The organism is Bacillus cereus group sp. BfR-BA-01380 (assembly GCF_022663535.1).
GTDB lineage: Bacteria > Bacillota > Bacilli > Bacillales > Bacillaceae_G > Bacillus_A > Bacillus_A cereus_BB.
In genome coordinates, this window is sequence record NZ_JAKUFS010000011.1 from 91,322 (window position 1) to 110,468 (window position 19,147).

Below are 19,147 nucleotides of genomic sequence, written 5' to 3' on the forward strand. Positions count from 1 at the left end.
TAAGTAGAATTATAGATTTTAAAAAGCCAGTATATGAAACTCCCTCATTGTTCTAATGAAATCTCTCGTGTTACCTTACTATTAAAATCACTAATAATTAATATTTAAATATATTTCAAAATTAATGTTGCTACATATTATTTTATAAGGAAAGGACTACTTATGAAAATTCGCAAAAGAACATTACTAAAACGCATTATAGTATTAGCTGTACTTTTTACCCCGATAGTCTTATTGATCAACTATGCGCTAAGTTCAGAAACGAAAAATGAGCAAAATACAGGGGTAAAAAATAAACAAACAGCAAAAGGAAAAGAGCAAACAAAAAAACCGAAAGAAGATCCTGAGATTACTCTTACATTCTCGGGTGATACAATGTTTGATTGGCAATTGCGACCTGTTATTCAAAGTAAAGGCGCTGATTATCCATTTCAGCATGTAAAACCAGAAATAGAAAAAGCAGACTACTCATTTGTAAATCTAGAATCTGCGTTTACAACTCGCGAGAAAAAATATCCTGGCCAACTGTTTTGGATTAAAAGCGATCCTTCTACGCTAAAAGCTATTAAAAATACAGGCTATGATATTGTTAATATTGGAAATAACCATACACTCGATTATTTTCAAGACGGCTTATTGGATACAATTTCCCAAGTTGAAAAAATGGGAATTCCGTATATCGGTGCAGGAAAAAATGCAAAAGATGCATATACAGCGAGAGAAGTTACAATTAAAGGTAAAAAATTTAAATTCCTCTCTTTCGTTCGTTTTATGCCTGACGCTACATGGGTAGCTGCAGATAACAAACCTGGTATTGCAAACGGTTACGATTTAAACCTTGTCACAAAAACAATTAAAGAACAAAAGAAAGATGCCGATTATATGATCGTGTATATGCATTGGGGAGTCGAAAAAACAAATCGTCCTGCTGCTTATCAAAAAGAATATGTACAAAAAATAGTAGAAGCAGGTGCAAATGCGATTGTTGGAAGTCACCCCCACTGGTTACAAGGCTTTGAATATTACGACAAAGTTCCTGTTGCATACTCACTTGGAAACTTCCTCTTCCCTGATTATGTAAAAGGACATAGCGCAGAAACTGGAGTTCTAACAATGAAGTTTAAAGGAAACGACGTCCGCATGTCATTTAATCCATATATGATTCGTAATAACCAAATTACGCCGCTTCAAGGTACAGAAAAACAAAATATGTTGCAATATTTACAATCTATTTCAAACGATGTACAAATTAATCAAAATGGAGAGATTATGAATAAACGCTCACAATAATTATTTTACTATTCTTCCTAACTTTTCTCTTGCGGTGATTTAAAACATATATGATACTATATAAAACATATCAATTTAAGGGGATTACATACGATGGAAGAAAAACAATATGAACTTGCAACTTTTGCTGGCGGCTGCTTTTGGTGTATGGTAAAACCATTTGATGAACTGCCTGGTATACATAAAGTCCTTTCAGGTTATGCAGGAGGACATGTGGAAAATCCAACATATGAAGATGTAAAATCAGGGGAATCTGGACATTTAGAAGTCGTTCAAATTACATTTGATCCTACTATATTTCCTTATCAAAAATTATTAGATTTATATTGGCCACAAATCGATCCAACAGATGACGGCGGACAATTTTTCGACCGTGGTCCATCTTACCGTACAGCCATTTTTTATCATAATGAAGTACAACAAGAGCTTGCTGAAAAATCGAAGTTAGTATTAGCAGAAAGCGGTATGTTTAAAGACCCAATTGTAACAAAAATTCGCCCCGCTGCACCATTTTACGAAGCGGAAGAATATCATCAACATTTTTATAAGAAGAATCCAGAGAAATATGCACAAGAACGAAAAGAGTCTGGCCGCGAAGACTTTATTAAAGCCAACTGGCTAAAGAAATAATACTATCCATTCATTGTGATGATAAATCAATTATTTCGAATACAACAAGGAAAGAAAAAGGCGCAAATCATTTATGAATTGAGGCATAGATATAAAGTGAAACTTTAATCAGTGGGGGTTTTCTTCATCCCCCACTGATTATTAGTTGAACCAATCGGGCTTTTACGGGCAGTTTATCTCCCGCCTAACTTCTTTGCTTCCGCTGAATTTTGAGGCGGGAGTATTACTGCCCGTTAATGCGGGATAAAATCATCGACTTAGTTAAAATTGCTGATATTCCACGCAGTACATATTATTATTGAGTGAAATGAATGAAGTGCCCATATAAAGTGAAACTTCCGTCAGTGGGGGTTTTTCTTCATCCCCCACTGACGGTTAGTTGAACCAATCGGGCTTTTACGGGCAGTTATCCCCCACCTATCTTCTTTGCTTCTCTCTGAATCTTGAGGTGGGGGTCTTACTGCCCACGAATAGCGGGATAAATATAAGAAAGTAAAAGGAATGAGCCCTCGTACAATACAGGACTCATTCCTCATTAGCTGCTTAAAATATGTGACTAACTTTTTGGGTTCATTTCAAAGCAGGCTCTCTTTTTATTAAATACCTCTTCCATGTTCATACTGAACATCAATAGCACGTTGTGTATCCGATGACGCGTTCTCTTTTACATTCAATCCATTTAAGCCAAAAGATAAGACAGTTACAGTCATCAAACTAAGTATACACAATTTCACTTTTTTCATTTTAACGACCCTCTCTGTTTTAATATTTTTTTCGCTTCATAACTAATATAAAAATACTTGCTTACTTCCCCTTCATTACCTACATCATACCATTTTGCCGCTAATTCTTCTGCATAAAGTTGTACATCTTTCCATAATTCTTGATGTTTGAAATATGAAATCGCTTCTGATACTAGGTGATCTAGCTTTTCAACAGGTTCATTTTTGTTTAGGCCATTTAATGTCGAAAAGTGGTAATAATATTCTTTGTCGCAAGATTTAAGCCCTTTGGATATGTATTGGCTTGCTTCTTCATGATGGCCCAAGCGGAAATGCTCTCTTGCCAATAAATAATTCGTCTTTATATGCTGGTCTTCTTTGAAAACTTCTGAAAGGTGTCGGATTGCTAACTCTGAAAGATTTTGATCGGCATATAATAACCCTAAGTTATGACGTACTTTTAAAATTGATGCATGCTCATCGGCTTTTGTGAAAGTATTGAGTGCTGAGATTAAGTATTCTTCTGCCAGTTCAAATTGCCCTAATGAAATACAAGACACCCCTAAAGTATTTTTACAAGCTCCGGTTTTAACTTCATAACCTTTATTTTTGGAGAAAAACTCTTGGGCCTTTGTAGCGTAATGAATAGCCAGGAGCGGCTGAGAAAGGTAATAGTGAAATAAAGCCACTCGGTAATTAAATTCAGCTTTTTCCGCTTCATCAGAGACTGCAACGAGCAATTTCTCCGCTAGTTCATAATGTTTTTTAGCGTTGCTGTAGTCTCCAACTTCCATAGCGTAAATGAATTTAAAAAAATGATAATAATATTTCAAAAAGTCATCTGTTTGCTCAGAGATGGATTCAGATTTGTTTAAGTCTTTATCAAAGTTGCCAATCAACATTTTATATCTGAAATCTAATAATGAATAATAAATGAGAATTTCTTGATCTTCCTCAATTTTATCAATTTTACTATCAATTTCTTTCTTTAACTGACCTGCTTTCAGCACATGCTGCACACGCATTTCTTGATACCAATCATTAAGTAACTTTGTGATATCACTCTTTGCAACAACACCTGTGTTCAATTAAACCACCCTTCCCTAAGAGATATTATCCAAATATTAACACAATTTTCGTCAAAAGCTTTCAAATTTATTGTTATTTAGATTGATAAAATTATTACAGAATATTACAAATATATACATATAATTCATTTGTATACAAATTATAACATTATTTAAATAGATTAAACAGAAAATGTTTTTAAAGAGATGAATGCAAAAATTAGTCAAGATAAAGGTATTATAACAGCAGATTCTACAAGCAAAGGTAAAGTTGTATATTTAAATTCTTGTGAAGCTAATTAGGAGTTTTTTATGAGCGAGGAAAGAAAACAAAAAAGCTGCATAAGTAAATAAACGCCCAAATCGGACGTTTATTGGGTATTCCTATCTTTTATCACCATATAGCTAGTTCCTTAGCTTGATGGGTATGTATGGTGCCCCCTATTATTTATTTCCTCACTCTCTCGATGAAATCATGTAATTTATCAAGCGAAGTGATATTACAATTACACACTGTACTATCCTGACAAATATAGTTTCCCTTTTTAACAAAAGTACCTGGTATATCACCTTTTATTTCAACAAGAAACATTCCCACTTCTTCATGTTTATGGCACAATGCACAAATTCCTTTTTTGTTTATACTTTGAAATGTGCCTTGCACACCTACAAACTTATTATTATTCCGAACTATAATAAATTTTCTGTTCGTCCCTTTATCAATCCAACTTAAGTAAGATGTCTCTTTCATATTGATTTCTTCCATTTGAGGCAGTTTAAGCTTTTTAGCCTTAGGAAATAATTTTTTTAATGTTTGCTGGGTCACCTCTTGAAACGGTATTACATATGGGGTTAACTTGAACAAATATGATTCTGCATCCTCTCTATTTTCAATCGTCAAAATCATATCAATTAATTCTTTTTGTTCATCTGTAAGATTTTCAAACAGATGTAATACTTTTTCAGTCGCCAGGGATTTCAGCGCATCAATAACTCCCTTATCATTCGCAGTTGCATGTCCATTCACTAGAATTTGAGCTTGTGATTTTATAAAGTTGTATTGATCACTTCTAATAAAGGTATTCATTTCTATCACTCCATACAAAATTGTTTATTTATTGTTTATTTTATACAATGAATTTGCTTTATAAAATGCAGAGGATAATTTAGAAACAAACTTTACATGAAAAAACACTGTGTATTCTATATAAAATACACAGTGCTTTTTTATCTTTATTTGGAGTACACTATTTTTTTAATAGTTTCAATGGAGAGAAAATATTCTTCAGCTAGTTGATGAATTGCTGTTCCGCCTTTAAAAGCATGTTTAATTGCTTTATTTCGATCATCAAGTTGCTTTCTCCCTCCAGAGCGCGTGCCCCACTTATGATAAGTATTTTCAGGTTTTGGAATATAAATCGTTTCTCCTTGCACATACTTTTGAATTTCTATAATCAACTGTTCAGGTAAAACAGTCGCTGCTTTTACATATTTCATTTCCGCTCGCCCCTTATTTTTTATGTTTCATCTAAATAAGGTGCAAAGCCAAATATAAGAGAAATGATACAAGTCCATTTAGGCGAATGTATATTAGATCTCTACCTCATGCAAAGTATCGCCTTTTCCATACTTGGCTTTGCATGAGACGCTGCAGTATCTAGCAATTTCATTATAATCGCCATATCAACACCTCCCAATATCTCTTTTGAATCAATTTCATTATATGATAAATTCTTCCTAATTGCATCTTTATGTCTTCAGCCTAAAAATTATCAGTTTTTTACATAAACTTACAATTTTTTACTAAAATTCCGCAAACAAACATGCTTTGTAAAAATTCTGTAATAATAAATTTAGTATTTTACTTTATAAAATACTCAGACGAGTTTATAGTAGAAAAAGATGATTCTTAAGCAACCAGAGTAGGAGGAAGTATTTTGTCTACTTCAAAAGTATTGAAAGGCACTGCCCTGCTAAGCGGTGCAACAATGATTTCACGTATTTTAGGTTTTATTTATTTCTTCCCATTTCAAGCTTTAGTTGGGAGTGAAGGGGTTGCTTTATATTCTTATGCATACTCCTGGTATGGAATTTTATTAAGCTTTTCAACGGCAGGTATTCCTATCGCCGTTTCCAAATTTGTTGCCAAATATAACGCTTTAGGAGATTACAGTACAAGTAAAAAGTTATACAACTCAAGCTTAAAAGTAATGATGCTTATGGGATTCCTTGGTTTCTTAATTTTATTTTTCGGCGCACCTTACGTATCAGAGTTAATTATCCGCTCTAAAACACCTGAACCTGGATTCGTTGAAAATGTAACATTAACAATGCGTGCACTAAGCTTTGCACTTATTATCGTGCCAGCAATGAGTGTTACCCGCGGTTATTTCCAAGGTTTTCAATATATGAAACCAAGTGCTGTATCACAAGTTGTGGAACAAATCGCTCGTGTTATTTTCATTTTAGTTGGAAGCTTTATCGTTTCTAAACTATTAGGCGGATCAGTAGCATCTTCTGTAGCAGTTGCAACATTTGGCGCTGTTATTGGAGCAATTGCCAGTGTTTCCATGCTCATTATGTACTGGAAAAAATACAACGGACTTCGTCCGCCAGAAGGAGAACGAAAAACACGTTCTTCTTCATTCTCCTTAACAAAGATTTATATGGAACTGCTTCGATATGCGATTCCAATTGTCTTTGTAGGTATTGCCATTCCACTTTATACATTAGTGGATCAATATACAGTTGCTGATGCACTGCGAGCAATAGGCACACCGCTTGATCATGCAAACGCTGTGTTCGCTTACATTACGAACTATGCTCAAAAATTGATTATGATACCAGCATCACTAGCAACAGGATTTTCACTTACAATCATCCCGGCAATTACACAGTCATTTACGGGTGGTAAATCAGATGAGCTGCAAAACCAAATTGAAAAGATTTTCACAGTCTTATTATTTTTCACAATTCCAGCATCATTTGGGCTTGCGAGCATCGCATACGATGCATTTCGTATGGTATATTTTAATCACAATACAGCATTAGATGGTTCACAATATTTAATCTCATACGCACCATCCGCTGTAATGAGCGCGATTTTCACCGTATCAGCTGCTATTTTACAAGGTATTGATTATCAGCGTAAAACAATGATTGCTTTTACTGCTGGTATTATTGTAAAAGTTGTTGTCAACACGCCGCTTCTATACGTACTAGGTGGACACGGCGCTGTATTAGGAACGATACTTGGTTACCTCGTTTCTGATGTAATCATGTTATACTGCATTGTGAAATATACAAAGTTTAACATTGTAAAAACTGGTAAAACAGTATTGCTTATTACCATTTACTCGGCAGCGATGTCTGCTGTGGTAGTTGGCGCAAAAATGATATTAAAATGGTTAATTCCTGGCCAATCATATATGGAGTCATTATTAATTGTGGTTGTGTGCGGTGCCCTTGGCGGACTTGTTTACTTCGCTTTTGTATTTACAAGCGGCCTTGCATCTGACATTCTTGGTGAGCGTATCAATCGTCTGCCACTGTTGAAGAAATTTAAACTATAAGTATGAAAGAGGTGTAACTTATATTTCAAGTTACACCTCTTTGCATTAAAATGAAATAAATACGCCTACTAAACTCTTTCCACCTTTTTACGGTCATTTGGCAATAACCATGATGATAATCCAATTAACGGTAACATGCTGCACAGTATCATAATAAAGTTAAGGCTATATATATCTGCCAATTTTCCAAGTACAACTGCTCCTAACGCCCCAAGTCCAAATGCAAGTCCGACAATTAATCCAGATACCATACCAACTTTTCCTGGGACAAGCTCTTGTGCATATACAACAATAACACTGAAGCTACTAGAACTAATAAATCCAATACAAAGAAACAATGGAACAACCCAGACGAGCGAAACGTGCGGCAATAACAGCGCTAAAGGTGCTGAACCAAGCATGGAAAAAACAATAATATTTCGCTTTCCAAACCGGTCTGCTAACGGCCCGCCAAAAAACGTTCCAAGAACGCCGGCAATCATGAAAGCAAATACGTAAAACTGTGCATTCTTAATCGATAATCCATACTGCTCGATTAAATAAAACTGATAAAAGTTTCCAATCCCTGCTCCGTACCATGAGCGAACAAACGTTAAAAATACAAGTAAAACAATAACAAACTTAATTCGACTGCTTATTACTAAACTGTCAGCTTCTAGCGCAGCACGTTTCTTCCTTCTTACAGCCCCGCTTACTAACTCGCCTTTATACCATGTAGAAACAAAGTATAATAAGATAATTCCAACCATTGCAAAGCCTGTAAACCATACTGTTCCAATTTGACCAAGCGGAACAAATACAAGTGCCGTAAAAATTGGCGCAAGCGAATTCCCTGTGTTTCCTCCTACTTGATAAATAGATTGTGCTAAACCGCGCTTTGCTCCTGCTGCCATATAAGCAACACGCGCGCCTTCTGGATGAAAGACAGCGGATCCAAGTCCAATAAATAAAACTGATAAAATAACAATAAAAAGGTTCGGTGCAAACGCAAGTCCAATCATCCCAAGCATGCTTGAAAACATTCCTAGTGGCAGCAAATACGGGGAAGGCTTCTTATCTGAATACATCCCAAACACCGGCTGCATAATGGATGATGTCATATTGAGAGCAAAGGCTATCCACCCCACCTGCATATAGGATAAATTCATCGACTTTTCTAAAATAGGAAACAGTGCCGGTACAACTGCCTGCATCGAATCATTAAGAAAGTGCCCTAAACTAATTGCAAATAAAATACGGTAAATCGTTGGTGCATTCATTGCATTCGACTTTGTTGCTGTCTGCATGCTACGCGCTCCTCTCCTCTTGCGCTCAAAACAACTTCTACATCTGTTTCACACACAATTATTTTTCTGACTTTTTAAACAAAATATATTCTATACCTCTTTTTCATCTTTTTCCACTTCTCTGCTTACTGCCTTGCAAAATGCACGTAACTCCTAAAACATAGTAAAGCTGCATTTTTATTAAAATTCAGAAAAAAAAACATTTACCATATACATCCATTCATGTATCATAATATAAAGTGAAACTTCCATCAGTGGGGGTTTTTTCATCCCCCACTGATGGTTAGTTGAACCAATCGGGCTTTTACGGGCAGTTATCCCCCACCTATCTTCTTCGATTCTCTCTCAATCTTGAGGTGAGGGTCTTACTGCCCACGAATAGTGGGATAAAATAACAAGTAAGGAGCGTTTCTTATGAATCCACTGCTATTAAATTTCCCTTCTGAGTTCTATACGGAAAGACTTCTCATAAGGATGCCAAGACCTGGAGATGGAAAAGAAGTATATAACGCTATCAATGAATCTATTGAAGAATTAAAACCTTGGATGCCATTTGCTCAAAAGGAACAAACGGAACAAGAAGTAGAAGCAAATATTAGAGATTCTCACGTGAAATTTTTGGCGCGTGAAGATTTACGACTACTCGTTTTCCTGAAAGACACAGGTGAGTTTGTTGCCTCTTCAGGGTTACACCGCATTAACTGGGGTATTCCGAAATTTGAAATTGGTTATTGGATTCACTCCCATTTTAGCGGGAAAGGATACATGACAGAAGCCGTTACAGGAATTGTAGATTTTGCTTTTCATGAATTACAAGCAAATCGAGTAGAAATTCGCTGCGACTCAAGAAATGTAAAAAGCCGTGCCATACCCGAAAGATTAGGTTTTAAATTAGAAGGTATTTTAGAGAATAGTAGTGTATCAGTAGATGGGACTGAATTAAGAGATACATGTATATATGCAACGAAAAGATCATGAAAAGAAGAGCTACTATCCGGTAGCTCTTCTTTTCTTCTTTCAAGTGAACTCTTTAGCTTATTGCATACCTTTTATACTTTTCAAAATCACTCATTTTACATTCCACGGTAATCTTCGTACCTTCATTTTCATAGTCTGTCGATAAAACGTGGGCATGCTCGTTAAAATAAGAAATTAGCTGTCCTTGATCATAAGGAATTAACATTTCACACTTTGTATAATCTTTATAAATTTGCGTGCGAATCATATGCACAAGTTCATCAATACCTACTTTTTGTTTCGCAGACAAATACACCCGATTATCTTGTACTTTTGGAATTTCAATATCTATAACGTCCGCTTTATTATATGCATAAATTGTTTGGATATTTTCCACGCCGATTTGTTTTAACGTTTGATTTGTAATCTCAATGAGATGCTCATAATTTGGATTTGCATAATCAACCACATGAATCAATAGATCAGCCTCCGCTACTTCTTCTAACGTCGAACGGAACGCTTTCACAAGGTGATGCGGCAATTTACTAACGAATCCAACGGTATCTGTTAATAAAAACGATTTGTTGTCTGGCAATTGAATATTTCGCACAGCCGTCTCAAGCGTCGCAAACAACATATCTTTTTCAAATACTTGTTTCTCTGCAGATCCGTTACACATTTCAAGCATCGCATTCATCGTTGTTGATTTCCCGGCATTTGTATACCCTACTAACGCAACAACAGGTACTTCATTTTTCTTACGCTGTTTACGCTGGGTTTGACGCTGTGCAACGAGTGCTTCTAACTCTTTATTTAACACAGCAATTTGCTCTTCAATCTTACGGCGATCAAGCTCTAATTTCTTTTCCCCTACACCTTTGTTTTTCGTACCAACACCACCGCTTTGTCTTCCTAACGATTCACGGAGGCCAATTAAACGAGGCATCATATATTGCAAATGCGCTACCTCAACCTGTAATTGCGCTTCTTTCGTCTTAGCACGCTGCGCAAAAATATCTAAAATTAAAATCGTACGATCAATCACTTTACAATCTAAATCAGCTTCTAAATTTCGAATTTGTGAAGGCGATAACTCATCATTGAAAATGACCAAATTTGCATCCGCTTCTTTTACGAACGCTGACACTTCTTCAATCTTACCCGTTCCAATATAATGAGATGGATTCACACGATGTAAATTTTGCGTTACTTTCCCTATCACTTCTACATCGCACGCTTCCGCTAAATTCGCTAACTCCTCCATTGAATATTCGAAATCACTTTCACTATTTAAATTCACTCCGACTAATATTGCTTTTTGTACTATTTGTTCCATATATTTATTCCTCCATTTCGATTACGCGCAAACTAAAAAACACAAGCTTCTGCCTGTGTTTTTCATAAACGGATAAGAGCACAATAAATAAACATAAAAAGCATCGCTTCTTGCTTGTTCAATGGTCGTCAAATCCAGCATCATACAACATAAAAAATATTTGTATACATGCATTACATCATTCTGTTTTAAAGGTAAAACAAAAAGAAGGCGTATTCGTCCTTCCCTCTTTTCACATATAAGTTCAATAGGGTTCCTTTAAAGAGACAGACCAATCCCGTTTACTCTGTACACAGACAGAGCCTTTGAGCGCTATTCAATTATTGGCACAAAGTATTGAGACGTAATCTGATTAAGATCAAAGGAGACCCCTCCGTTCATTAAAAGTTACATAAATTTTAGCATAGTTATGTAGCTGACACAAGAATAAACTCCATTTATTAACATAAAGAAAGTCGCTATTTTTCTATTTTATTCATCGTTTTTTGCTTTTATTTTTTATTATCAATATCCATATACCCATTACGAATAAAGCTAAACCCAAGATAATGATGATACTGCTTGTTCTATGATCATTTGGCATAGCATGTTCAACATCTACTTGTTTCGTTGGAACTTGTCCCTTCGCAATTCTCTAATCACCAAAACTATAAGATGCAGTCATAATAATTTTTCAAAATACAGCTAATTGCTCTTTTCCGAAGAAAAAGTAAAATCGAAAGGTGCTAACAGAACATTTTAGGATAAAAATGCTATAAATGTATATCCAGCTCTAATTCGCAGCTTACAAGGAAAATATAGTGCTCCAGGCCACGAATCAGAGATATAGAGAAAATTCCATTCTGCATAACAGGTAGTAAGAACCCCTACTTCAAGATTAAGAGGAAAGCAAAGAAGGTAGATGAAAAATAACTAATTCTCCTATTTAAAAGAGTAATTCTATAATGGATGAATAAGATTCAATGTAACGACTTATATCTTATACTTGTTCTGTTTCCTCTTCCTTTTCTTCTTTCATTTCATGATAGTATGATGGTAGTTCTATACCATGTTCTAAGAAATAATCTTCAATTGACGAAATAATCACTTTCAATGTTTTCACACGCGCATACAACTTATCATTGCCCGGTATAATATGCCACTTCGCATTTGGTTTGTCTGTTTTTTCAAACATATCTTCTATGGCCTCGACATATTCATCCCACTTTTCACGATTGCGCCAATCTTCATCTGTAATTTTCCATTTCTTAAGAGGATTTTGCTCTCGGTCTTTAAATCGTGCTAACTGTTCATCTTTACTAATATGATAGAAAAATTTCGCTACTATGTAACGGTCATCTGTTAATAGTTTTTCAAAATCATTGATTTCATCGTATGCCCTAGTCCACTCTTCCTTTGTAGCAAAATCCTCTACGCGTTCCACCAATACACGACCGTACCATGAGCGATCGAAAATAGTGATTTGACCATATTGCGGGATTTTCCGCCAAAATCTTTGCATGTAATGATAACGTTTTTCATGGGGAGCAGGTGCGCCAATTGGATTTACTTGAAATCCACGTGGATCAAGATGCTCGGTAATTCGTTTAATTGCTCCGCCCTTTCCAGCAGCATCCCAGCCTTCCATAGCCAAAATAACAGCTATTTTTTCTTTTCGTAAAATCTGCTGCAACGCAAGTAAACGCATTTGATATTTTTCCAGCTTCTTATTATATTTTTGCTTTGATTCCATTCTTTTCGTTAAATCTACTTTAGCAAGATGACCATTTTTCATAATAAAATCCTCCTTTTCAAACATTTAACATTATTTTACCATAATTTTCAGTATTTTGTGTATACATATCTTGAATACCTACTTTTGTTTATAGCTTCTAAAAAGTAATCCCAAAAAGAACTTCCTTCGATTGCCCTTTTCACAAAAAAAACAAATAGATATTTAAAGTCCTACCGAAACTTAATTTTCACCACGTTTATCTATATTTTAATCGCAGAAGGTATGTTACCATGTCTCACGATTTAACTATTTGGAATAATACACATTTCTCAATATAAAAAAATGTAAGATTTCTATACTCATCATAACAAGTAAAGTATCTGTATATTTTCATAATGTACCTAAAAAATAAATAAAAAAAGAGCTAATTCATAGCTCCTTTTTTATTAAACAATTAATCTATAATGTGATCATAACAAGCAATAATAAGTGATTCTAACTTCTTTAAATCATTAACTTCATTAATGAAAATTCTGCTTATGCCCTGCGATTTAGGAGCTGGTTCAACGACAAAATCAGGACATAGTTGTTTAGTAGTTTCTAAGTCTAGTCTCACAATCAGAGATTTTACGTCACTTTCAAGGAATAGTCTCACAAACCATTTTGTAATAACACGGTTCATAATACCAAAGTAACTTATAGTATCTTTGTATTTCACCTCACTAATATCTCGATTGTTTTCAAGCAAAATTTCTTTTACTATATCAAATGCTAATAATTCATCTTCAATAGTTACAATTTTATATTTCTTAGAATTATCTTCAATCACTTCAGTTGTTGAAGCGACTTCAGCTACACCTTTTTCCACCACCTCATTTTCTATCGTTTCTTTAGGAGTTAACCCCTCACTAATTATTTCTAAAAGTGTTTGATTAATTGCTTTTTTAACAATAGGTCTAAAACGGTCCAAAACGTTACTTGTAATTCTAGTTGAACTAAAATCTTTAATTAAAAATCGGAGAAAATCATCAGATGGATTTTTAAACAATTCTTTGATCGTGGAATTTAAATTAGTCATATAAATTAATTCTTCAGCGTACTTAACAATACCATCAGCTTCGAAATTTTCTTTTGTAAATGTTTCGATAGTTTCAATATCGACATTATTTAGGTTTTCCATACTAAACGTAAAGAATGGCTGATCATCCATAATATTATCTTTAGTCAAATCAGTGTAGAATTTATACTCTACACCATTAGTAAGGATGCCTACCTTGACATCTGGTAAAGCGTTAAAGTATCTAGATAATTGAGCATCGTGTTTAAGGAGGTTTTCGGTTACAGATTTAGCTTCAATCAAAATAATAGGAACACCATTTTTAAAAACAGCATAATCAACCTTCTCTCCTTTTTTAGCTCCAAAATCTGCAATATACTCCGGTCTAACTTCTAACGGATTAAAAACGTCATAACCTAACTTTTGCAGAAAAGGAATGATTAATGATTGTTTAGTCATTTCTTCATTAGTAATGTACTCCTTTCTTTCTAACACTTGATTGGCAATCTTTTTAATATCGTTTCTGAATTCCATTTGTATTCCCCTCTCTACTCTTTTGATTATTTTGAATATTAATAATATTCTACTATAAAAATCCAAATTATAACAGTAATTCTAAATATAAATAAGTAGACTAATATAAATTTAGCGAATTTGAAGAAAAAACAAAAATTCTAATTTTCCACGGAATTTTTTACCATTAGATTATTGACACCTAAAAATAGTCAGTTATACTGATTATATGTAAAGATGATTATTAAAGGGGTGATACATTGAGCAGAATCTTAGAATCATACGGATTCCTTACAGGAAAAGTAGAGCAATTACTAGAACTAGATTTGATTGAAAAATTAAAACCTTACGACATTAACGCGAGACAATATGGGGTTTTAATTAAAATCAATGAAAAACCTAACCTTTCTCAAAAAGAAATTGCTGCCGAATTGAAAATCGATCGGACAACAATGGTAGATTTCATTGATCATTTAGAATCACTACAATATGTAACTCGAATAAAAAACCAAAAAGACCGAAGATCCTATTGCATCCAAATTACAAACAAAGGTCAAGAAGTATTGGAAAATTGTTGGGGATTGTTAACACAATCGGAGATGGATATTTTATCTTCTTTAACGAAAGAAGAACAACTCTTTCTAAAAACATGTTTGTTAAAAATCTTAAAAAACACGGAGGAATGCTAATATGCTTGAAATGGAATATTTTAAAGGTCGTATTGCTTCTACATTTAGTCCAATGGATTTTTTACAAGTCAAAAAATTAAACCCTGATGCTTATATATTAGTTGATGTGCGAAATGGGACACCAGAGTTAAAAAAAGAGATCATAACAGGAGCATTTGAAATTCCACAATCTGAATTAGCAAATCGTTTATCGAAGTTACCGAAAGAAAAAATAATCGTTTTATATTGCTGGGACGTATGGTGTAATACCGCTGCGAAATCAGCATTATTCCTTTTAGAAAATGGGTACAATGTAAAAGAGCTTGCTGGAGGTATTGCCGCATGGAAAACAATGAATTTACCAACCTCATCTTTATTTTTTGAAGAAACTAGTAATTCATCATGTGGATGTTAATACGCTAATGAACGAGATAAACTATTGGATTGGTGTCGCTTCAAGGGATCATGTTTTAAAAGGTGTAGAAGGAGGAATCGCCCAGCTTTGTCATGGCGATTCCTCTCCTTTAAAACGAATGAAGTCTGGGGATTGGATTATTTACTATTCTTCTAAACATTAATTAAATGAAAAAGCACCATGTCAAATGTTCACAGCTATTGGCAAAGTAATTGATGACCATATTTACGAGTTTGATATGGGAAACGGCTTTATCATTTTATCCCAGAAGACCCCTTCTTCAAACGCGCGAAGGGCAGAGCTGGGTCATCTATAGATACTTCGGATTGACGGTATAGAGAGATTCTCTTGTTGAACGGAGGAGGTTTCGGAACCTGTTGTCATCGGAGCAAGAGGTACTGGAATCCCCCACTTCAAGTAGCGTTAGCCGGTAAGTGGGGGTAGTTCAATTTATAAATGTATCGCACATCCATTCATAAAATTTTTCCTTCTCTTCAAATTGTGGATAATGAGCTGATTTCTCAAAAGCAATAAATTCTTTTTTATCGGCTTCAATCATATCAAAATATTTTTTTGCTGCATTAGAGGAAGTCATATAGTCATATTTACCCATGATAAAATAGCACGGTAATTTAAGTTTTTTTACTTTAGTAGGTAATGGATTTTTTAAATCTTTCTCTAACAAAATCTTTTGAGAATAGGATAACCCAAAGTTATAGCGGATTACATCTAATAAGTTATACTCACTACCGAATAACATACTTATGTTATCATCGGGGTTATCAATAAGTCTTGAGGTCCCACCATATTTCATAACATATTTTCGCGGAGTATACGTATCACCATTTTTGATTTTTTCAGTTAATCCTTGTAAATATAAAACATCATTCGTATTGCCTTTATTTTGAGCCTGATTAATCGTGTAGTTCAAACTGTCAATCTCGCTTTCTACTGTATCACTCATCTGTCCAATACCAATATATGCTTCATATTTTTCAGGAGCTTTAGAGGCAGCTTGCATTCCAATATATGTACCATAAGAATGACCAATTAGTATTACCTTTTCTTTGCCAAGGCGTTTTGATATATAATCCGTCATAGCCAATAAGTCCTCCACCAGTAAGTCTGATGAAAGCTTAGAATAGTCCTCAAAAAAATGATACGATTTTCCACTTGCTCTTTGGTCGTAATTAACAACTGTAAAATTGTTTTCCAATAAGTCTTGGTATTTATCGGCATACGGTATTTCCGAACATCCAGGTCCTCCGTGTACAAAAATAATAACTGGATTATCCTTATCTTTGCCACGTATCATAATTTCATGACTACTTCCATTTATCTCTACTTGTTCTAATGCACTTATACTGTTATCACCTTTTATATGCGGAGTCCATGTAGGAAAGAAAAGTGCTGTTATTAATAATATTATAATAATTATTCCTATATATTTTATTAATTTCTTTATATTTTTCATCTAATTCCTTTCTGCTTAATACAATCCAAATATATGATTGATTAAAACATGCTCTTATTTAATGTCATAGGTATTGATTATTTTTGTAATCCTTATTGTACTAAAGTGCTCATTTCTAAAAAAATCAGAATACTACGTGTTTTTAATCGCATATGTTCTTTATTTACGTCTTCTCCAACTTCATCAAAAATAAACAATGCATTTTTTACCTCCTTTTTAAATTTCATTTCATACTTCTACTCTACAAATGAAAGGTAATATACTGTAGTGCCGATAAGTCATTAATAAGTAATAACTTTTTTTAAAAAAACCGACAACTTATGACCATTGGCTAATATATATTACTTATTTAAAAAAGTGGCTATTGAAAAGTTATTGATACTCACTTTTATTGCGAAAATCTAAAAGACGTTCCACTGTGAGATTTTATGAATGATGGACCTTATAAATTGCCCATGGAGTAAACAAATTCAAGATAACGTTCCAGTTCGTTGTAATTAAAAAAGAGTGTAAACAAAGTCGATTTAACTTTGTCTACACTCTTTTACTTCAATGTTTCTTATCTTCTATTAGACTCTCTTCCATTGCTTTAATAATAGCAGCAGATCTGTTTTTTACATTTAACTTCGAATAAATGGTAGAAATATAATTTTTCACAGTTCCAATTGAAAGAAACATCTTTTCTGAAATGTCTTTATTGGATAATCCTTGCGTTAAACATTTTAAAACTTTTAATTCTTGATTATTTAAATCATATGGATGATTCATAGAGTTATAGTCAAGTTGTTCCAAATGTTCGTTATTATTTGATCGTATCTGACCAAACACCTCTTTTGCTAATTGTTGAGGAATGAGAGAACCTCCGTGATACACCATTTTAATTCCCTGAACTAAAAATTCAGGATCAACAGCCTTTAATATATAACCCTCTGCACCAGCATTTAAGGCATTCAAAACATGTGTAACATCTTGAAAAGTAGTAAGTATTATAACTTTTATATTGGGCCAACGTTTTTTTATTTCATCTGTCGCCTTTACACCATCCATCACCGGCATTTGAATATCCATTAAAAGAATATCAAGGTTTTCCCTTTCGCATAAAGCAATTGCCTTTTCTCCATTTTCCGCAGTTCCAACAATCTCAATGTCAGAAATACTTTCAATCACAATTTTTAAGCTTTTTCTTAAAATCCCTTGATCTTCAACTATTGCCGCTTTAATCATTATAACTACACCTCCTTTACCACCGGTATGTTACACGTTATTCTCATACCATTATTCAACTTAGAATAAAAGTTAACTGTACCAGCTAATGCCGATATTCGATCTTTCATTGAGCGTAAACCAAACCCTAAATTCAATTCATTACAACCATTTCCATTATCTTCAATAAGAACAATCAATTCTTCTTGTTTAAACGAAATATTTACTTTAATAAAAGTTGCCTGACCATGTCTTTTCGCATTTGTAAGTCCTTCTTGTATACAACGAATAACGGCAAACTTTATCCTTTCACCGACTTTGATCTCTTCCCCTTCGACATTCAGTGTTATATCCGTTGATGTATGTTTCATAAAATCAACAATCAATTCTTTCACCGATTCAACAAGCGTTTGATGATTCGTTGGCGACATCTGGTGAATTGTTTTTCTCACATCGTTCAATCCATTTCGTGCTAAATCTGAAATCTCTTTTATACTTTTTTCTGCTTCTTTTTTATCTGCCTGATATAGAAAAGGAAGGGCATCTAAACTTGTTATGACCGATGTGAAAATATGGCCTACTGTATCATGCAAATCTTGTGAAACTCTATTTCGTTCTTCCTTGATTGTCAGTTCCTCAATCTTTTTTGAGTAATATTCCAAATCCATGTTTTTTTCTTCAATAGAGGCAATTAACTCTTTATTAGCGCTATTGACAATGGTCATCCTTCCTAAACATAACCCAATACCATAAAAAATAGTTGTGTCAACAAAGCGTGTAAAGATATCCTTATCAGTGAGGAGATTGCCGGCCCATGTACCAGCTAAAAAAATTGAAATATATAAGAAAAGTCCTATCCAAATTAACGGCTTAACTTGACAAGCATATGCAACAATAAGGATAGGCACGAATAAAAAACCGTAAGTTTCTGATATTTCATATTGACTCGATAAGTAAATAAATAAAGAACCCGTTAACAACACCTCGGCAATTAAATAATATTGGAATTTTATAAGCCTAGGCCGATAAAATAGATGGGGTATTATACAAGAACAACTAGCCCATAAAAATAAGACCCATTTTTCCGAACCTGTTGTACTAACGAATATCGAGTAGCCATTAGAAGTAATCCATATCATACGAATAAGAAATAGAAAATAGTCCAACCAATGCCATTGCCTTTGATCCATTACTGCTTTCATACTTTTATCCCCCCATCTTCACTGTCTATATCCTCGTTCCT

General features: G+C 34.1%; 18 protein-coding genes. 7 read left to right on the forward strand and 11 right to left on the reverse strand.

The window, feature by feature from the left end:
• The first annotated feature begins 162 nt into the window (after positions 1 to 162).
• Positions 163 to 1,290 (forward strand): CapA family protein, encoded by a 1,128-nt coding sequence (locus tag MR076_RS12445; RefSeq protein ID WP_242220968.1) that lies wholly within the window; start codon positions 163 to 165, stop codon positions 1,288 to 1,290.
• Between the two features lie 93 nt (positions 1,291 to 1,383).
• Positions 1,384 to 1,920 (forward strand): peptide-methionine (S)-S-oxide reductase MsrA, encoded by a 537-nt coding sequence (msrA, locus tag MR076_RS12450; protein WP_242220969.1) that lies wholly within the window; start codon positions 1,384 to 1,386, stop codon positions 1,918 to 1,920.
• Between the two features lie 596 nt (positions 1,921 to 2,516).
• Here msrA and MR076_RS12455 read toward each other — a convergent pair.
• The 4 genes from MR076_RS12455 to MR076_RS12470 all read right to left on the reverse strand — a co-directional run bounded on the left by MR076_RS12455 (position 2,517) and on the right by MR076_RS12470 (position 5,206).
• Complete coding sequence (locus tag MR076_RS12455; RefSeq protein ID WP_242220970.1) at positions 2,517 to 2,663, reverse strand: Phr family secreted Rap phosphatase inhibitor; 147 nt, start codon at positions 2,661 to 2,663, stop codon at positions 2,517 to 2,519.
• A complete protein-coding gene (locus MR076_RS12460) occupies positions 2,660 to 3,730 on the reverse strand; it encodes a Rap family tetratricopeptide repeat protein (protein ID WP_242220971.1) in 1,071 nt (356 codons plus the stop codon). The genes MR076_RS12455 and MR076_RS12460 overlap by 4 nt, the downstream gene beginning before the upstream one ends.
• Positions 3,731 to 4,157: 427 nt before the next feature.
• Positions 4,158 to 4,796, reverse strand: a complete 639-nt coding sequence (locus MR076_RS12465; protein WP_242220973.1) for a FusB/FusC family EF-G-binding protein — start codon at positions 4,794 to 4,796, stop codon at positions 4,158 to 4,160.
• Positions 4,797 to 4,942: 146 nt separating this feature from the next.
• Positions 4,943 to 5,206: a CD3324 family protein gene (locus tag MR076_RS12470; RefSeq protein ID WP_242220976.1), complete on the reverse strand. Its 264-nt coding sequence runs from the start codon at positions 5,204 to 5,206 to the stop codon at positions 4,943 to 4,945.
• 440 nt (positions 5,207 to 5,646) lie between these two features.
• On the opposite strand from MR076_RS12470, the gene MR076_RS12475 reads away from it, so the two are divergent.
• Positions 5,647 to 7,281 (forward strand): putative polysaccharide biosynthesis protein, encoded by a 1,635-nt coding sequence (locus MR076_RS12475; RefSeq protein WP_242220978.1) that lies wholly within the window; start codon positions 5,647 to 5,649, stop codon positions 7,279 to 7,281.
• Between the two features lie 68 nt (positions 7,282 to 7,349).
• Here MR076_RS12475 and MR076_RS12480 read toward each other — a convergent pair whose 3' ends face one another.
• Positions 7,350 to 8,567 (reverse strand): MFS transporter, encoded by a 1,218-nt coding sequence (locus MR076_RS12480; RefSeq protein WP_242220980.1) that lies wholly within the window; start codon positions 8,565 to 8,567, stop codon positions 7,350 to 7,352.
• Between the two features lie 414 nt (positions 8,568 to 8,981).
• Between MR076_RS12480 and MR076_RS12485 the strand changes: the two genes are divergently transcribed.
• Positions 8,982 to 9,545 carry a GNAT family N-acetyltransferase gene (locus MR076_RS12485; protein WP_242220982.1) on the forward strand — a complete coding sequence of 188 codons (564 nt, stop codon included), beginning with the start codon at positions 8,982 to 8,984 and terminating at the stop codon, positions 9,543 to 9,545.
• 52 nt (positions 9,546 to 9,597) lie between these two features.
• Here the strand turns inward: MR076_RS12485 and hflX are convergent, their stop codons facing one another.
• The 3 genes from hflX to MR076_RS12500 all read right to left on the reverse strand — a co-directional run bounded on the left by hflX (position 9,598) and on the right by MR076_RS12500 (position 14,165).
• On the reverse strand, positions 9,598 to 10,860 hold the full coding sequence (gene hflX / locus MR076_RS12490) for a GTPase HflX (protein ID WP_242220984.1): 1,263 nt from the start codon (positions 10,858 to 10,860) through the stop codon (positions 9,598 to 9,600).
• Positions 10,861 to 11,839: 979 nt separating this feature from the next.
• The gene (locus MR076_RS12495; RefSeq protein ID WP_242220986.1) at positions 11,840 to 12,634 is read right to left on the reverse strand and encodes a polyphosphate kinase 2 family protein; all 795 of its coding nucleotides are present in this window, start codon (positions 12,632 to 12,634) and stop codon (positions 11,840 to 11,842) included.
• A gap of 394 nt (positions 12,635 to 13,028) precedes the next feature.
• Complete coding sequence (locus tag MR076_RS12500) at positions 13,029 to 14,165, reverse strand: type I restriction endonuclease (RefSeq protein ID WP_242220988.1); 1,137 nt, start codon at positions 14,163 to 14,165, stop codon at positions 13,029 to 13,031.
• Between the two features lie 239 nt (positions 14,166 to 14,404).
• Between MR076_RS12500 and MR076_RS12505 the strand changes: the two genes are divergently transcribed.
• The 3 genes from MR076_RS12505 to MR076_RS26565 are packed head-to-tail and all read left to right on the forward strand — an operon-like array spanning position 14,405 to position 15,390.
• Positions 14,405 to 14,833 carry a MarR family winged helix-turn-helix transcriptional regulator gene (locus tag MR076_RS12505; RefSeq protein ID WP_242220990.1) on the forward strand — a complete coding sequence of 143 codons (429 nt, stop codon included), beginning with the start codon at positions 14,405 to 14,407 and terminating at the stop codon, positions 14,831 to 14,833.
• Position 14,834: 1 nt separating this feature from the next.
• Entirely contained in the window at positions 14,835 to 15,227 is a 393-nt protein-coding gene (locus MR076_RS12510) for a rhodanese-like domain-containing protein (protein WP_242220992.1), read from the forward strand.
• Positions 15,228 to 15,234: 7 nt separating this feature from the next.
• A complete protein-coding gene (locus MR076_RS26565; protein WP_313897332.1) occupies positions 15,235 to 15,390 on the forward strand; it encodes an EVE domain-containing protein in 156 nt (51 codons plus the stop codon).
• A gap of 282 nt (positions 15,391 to 15,672) precedes the next feature.
• Here the strand turns inward: MR076_RS26565 and MR076_RS12520 are convergent, their stop codons facing one another.
• The 3 genes from MR076_RS12520 to MR076_RS12530 form a co-directional block, all read right to left on the reverse strand.
• The gene (locus MR076_RS12520; RefSeq protein ID WP_242220994.1) at positions 15,673 to 16,701 is read right to left on the reverse strand and encodes an alpha/beta hydrolase; all 1,029 of its coding nucleotides are present in this window, start codon (positions 16,699 to 16,701) and stop codon (positions 15,673 to 15,675) included.
• Positions 16,702 to 17,250: 549 nt separating this feature from the next.
• The gene (locus tag MR076_RS12525) at positions 17,251 to 17,925 is read right to left on the reverse strand and encodes a response regulator transcription factor (RefSeq protein ID WP_242220995.1); all 675 of its coding nucleotides are present in this window, start codon (positions 17,923 to 17,925) and stop codon (positions 17,251 to 17,253) included.
• A gap of 5 nt (positions 17,926 to 17,930) precedes the next feature.
• Positions 17,931 to 19,106: a sensor histidine kinase gene (locus MR076_RS12530; protein WP_242220997.1), complete on the reverse strand. Its 1,176-nt coding sequence runs from the start codon at positions 19,104 to 19,106 to the stop codon at positions 17,931 to 17,933.
• Positions 19,107 to 19,147: the final 41 nt, after the last annotated feature.